This window comes from Vibrio ruber DSM 16370, from assembly GCF_900163965.1.
In the GTDB taxonomy this organism is placed as follows: domain Bacteria; phylum Pseudomonadota; class Gammaproteobacteria; order Enterobacterales; family Vibrionaceae; genus Vibrio; species Vibrio ruber.
This window is the reverse complement of sequence record NZ_FULE01000093.1, coordinates 1-3,424: the sequence shown is the minus strand read 5'-3', so window position 1 is coordinate 3,424 and position 3,424 is coordinate 1. Positions and strand designations below refer to the sequence as shown.

General features: G+C 43.2%; 1 protein-coding gene and 2 pseudogenes. 2 read left to right on the top strand and 1 reads right to left on the bottom strand.

All coding sequences use genetic code 11. The features are described 5' to 3' along the window. Both VR7878_RS21335 and pflB read left to right on the top strand, forming a co-directional pair. A pseudogene (locus VR7878_RS21335) lies at nt 1-222 on the top strand (IS4 family transposase); the annotation flags it as partial. A 656-nt stretch (nt 223-878) separates the two neighbouring features. Then, nucleotides 879-3,155, top strand: coding sequence for a formate C-acetyltransferase (gene pflB, locus VR7878_RS20595; protein WP_077337810.1), 2,277 nt, complete (start codon nt 879-881; stop codon nt 3,153-3,155). A 48-nt stretch (nt 3,156-3,203) separates the two neighbouring features. Here pflB and VR7878_RS21330 read toward each other — a convergent pair. Next, nucleotides 3,204-3,424, bottom strand: a pseudogene (locus tag VR7878_RS21330) (IS4 family transposase); the annotation flags it as partial.

Genomic DNA, 3,424 nt, shown 5'->3' with positions numbered 1-3,424 from the left:
CAACTCAGTTTTACCAGTTGTTCCATGGCAATCACTCAGTTTTTTGCAACTTTACCGCTGACAAGTCCAGGTAATATCCCAAAACATTATGAATCCTTATTGGAACAAATGAGCTACTTTAAGCTTCCACCAAGGCGGGAAGACAGAACTTACCCAAGGTGGGTAAAGCCAAAACCCAGAAAGTATCCACATAAAAAGAACAATGCCAGTCAGCTTAACTGACTGGCATTACTCATTTGCGAGGCCTTTTGTTTCACACAATACCTCAGCCAAATGAATACCAAAGCAAAATGCGCCCTTTCATGATCCACCTTCAGTTTGCTGATCTCTATTCATATCAAGATTAAATCCAACGTCGTCGCATATGATCCGGCTGCATACCACTCATCTCAGCACAGATAAACCGCCGCATATCACCTGCCGATAACATGAAGTTGATGGATAGAATTAACTTTGAACAGGTCTAATCAAAGAAATATGGCAGAAATAATGTTGGATGATAATCGGATATCAGCAGAGACAGCGCCTTTCACCGGCAGACATCTATACTGAGAAAACGGAATGATGTTGTTCATCATTAAAAACCGTTTGATAAATAGGTTAGGCAAGTCAATCTGGTACCAAGTTTTATTCCTATTTTTGAAGTTTTATTGATTTAGTTTAAGGTTTATGTGTTTTTTTTATCCTAAGCTACAGTCAATACGATGAGGTTCGTGGCAAGAGTCGCAATATCATTAGTCAAACTGATGTATACCCATGGGTGATTAATCATATTGTTATTCGAAGAGTGTACTGATTTCTTCTTCAATAAGAAGGCGAGTTGGCTCAACAGCTAAATCAGTATGTGTTTTTCTCTACTATATAAAGGTAGGTATATCATGGCAGAGCAATTTGCTAAAGCTTGGGAAGGTTTTGTCGCAGGAGATTGGCAAAGCGAAGTTAACGTTCGTGATTTTATTCAAAAAAACTACACACCTTATGAAGGTGACGAATCTTTCCTTGTTTCTGAAGGTACCGAAGCGACCAAATCTTTGTGGTCAGCCGTCATGGAAGGTATCAAAAAAGAAAACTCGACTCACGCTCCGGTTGATTTTGATACTTCAGTCATTTCTACTATCACTGCACACGATGCGGGATACATCAATAAAGATCTGGAAACAATCGTTGGCCTACAAACTGAAGCACCTCTAAAACGTGCTATCATCCCAAATGGTGGGATTCGTATGGTCGAAGGTTCATGCCAAGCTTATGGCCGTGAACTTGATCCTCAAGTGAAGAAAATCTTTACTGAGTATCGTAAAACACATAACCAAGGTGTATTCGATATCTATACACCTGAAATCATGAAGTGCCGTAAATCAGGCGTCTTGACTGGCTTACCTGATGCTTATGGCCGTGGTCGTATCATCGGTGACTACCGTCGTATTGCACTGTACGGTATTGACTACCTGATGAAAGACAAATTTGCTCAGTTCACATCTCTGCAAGAGAAGTTTGAAACGGGTGAAGATCTGCACATGACAATGCAATTGCGCGAAGAAATTGCTGAACAGCATCGTGCCCTTGCTCAAATCAAAGAAATGGCTGCAAAATATGGCTGTGACATTTCACGTCCGGCTGAAACAGCACAAGAAGCCATCCAATGGACTTACTTTGGTTATCTGGCAGCCGTTAAATCTCAAAACGGTGCTGCGATGTCTCTGGGTCGTACTTCAACGTTCCTCGATATCTTCCTCGAGCGTGATATTGCCGCAGGCAGACTGACTGAAGAAGGCGCTCAGGAAATGATCGACCACTTCGTCATGAAACTGCGTATGGTTCGTTTCTTGCGTACACCTGAATATGATGAATTATTCTCCGGCGACCCAATCTGGGCAACCGAATCGATGGGTGGTATGGGATTAGACGGACGGACACTGGTTACACGAACTAACTTCCGCTTCCTGAACAGCCTGTACACCATGGGACCATCTCCGGAGCCAAACATCACTGTGCTTTGGTCAGAAAGACTTCCTGAAGGCTTTAAACGTTTCTGCGCGAAAGTCTCTATCGACACTTCATCCATTCAGTATGAAAACGATGATTTGATGCGCCCTGACTTTGAGTCTGATGACTACGCCATTGCATGTTGTGTATCGCCAATGGTTGTTGGTAAGCAAATGCAGTTCTTCGGTGCTCGTGCCAACCTTGCAAAAACAATGCTCTACACCATTAACGGTGGGGTTGACGAGAAACTGAAAATTCAGGTTGGTCCAAAACTGGAAAAAATTACGTCTGAAGTGCTGGACTATGATGAGTTGTGGGCAAAAATGGATCACTTCATGGATTGGTTGGCAAAACAGTATGTCACCGCTTTGAATGCGATTCACTTCATGCATGACAAATACAGCTATGAAGCATCATTGATGGCCCTACATGACCTCAATGTCAAACGCACCATGGCTTGTGGTATTGCCGGACTGTCTGTTGCAGCAGATTCTCTGTCAGCGATTAAATATGCCAAAGTCACACCTATCCGTGATGAAGACGGCATCGCAGTCGATTTCAAAATCGAAGGTGACTATCCTAAATTTGGTAACAATGACCCTCGGGTTGATGACATTGCATGTCAATTGGTTGAAGTATTCATGAACAAAATCCGTTCACTGAAAACTTACCGTGACGCAGTACCGACTCAGTCAATTCTGACCATTACTTCTAACGTTGTTTATGGTAAGAAAACAGGTAACACACCTGACGGACGTCGTGCAGGTGCACCATTTGCACCTGGTGCAAACCCAATGCACGGTCGTGATGAAAAAGGCGCAGTCGCATCACTGACTTCAGTTGGTAAACTACCATTTGCTCACGCAAAAGACGGTATCTCTTATACCTTCTCAATCGTGCCGAATGCTCTTGGTAAAGATACTGATGCACAACGTTCTAACCTTGCCGGTCTGATGGATGGTTACTTCCACCATGAAACAGGCATTGAAGGTGGTCAACACTTGAACGTTAACGTCTTGAACCGTGAAACATTGGAAGATGCTGTGAAACACCCTGAGAAGTACCCACAGCTGACAATCCGTGTATCCGGTTATGCGGTTCGCTTTAACTCTCTGACTGCAGAGCAGCAAGCTGACGTCATTGCACGGACATTCACTGAAACGCTTTAATCATTCAGTACTGATGTAAAAAAAGCTCCCTGCGGGGAGTAATGCCAGTCAGTTAAGCTGACTGGCATTGTTCTTTTTATGTGGATACTTTCTGGGTTTTGGCTTTACCCACCTTGGGTAAGTTCTGTCTTCCCGCCTTGGTGGAAGCTTAAAGTAGCTCATTTGTTCCAATAAGGATTCATAATGTTTTGGGATATTACCTGGACTTGTCAGCGGTAAAGTTGCAAAAAACTGAGTGATTGCCATGGAACAACTGGTAAAACTGAGTT

Excerpts from the sequence above, each read along its gene's own strand:
- pflB (WP_077337810.1), top strand. The coding sequence starts at position 879 with ATGGCAGAGCAATTTGCTAAAGCTTGGGAAGGTTTTGTCGCAGGAGAT.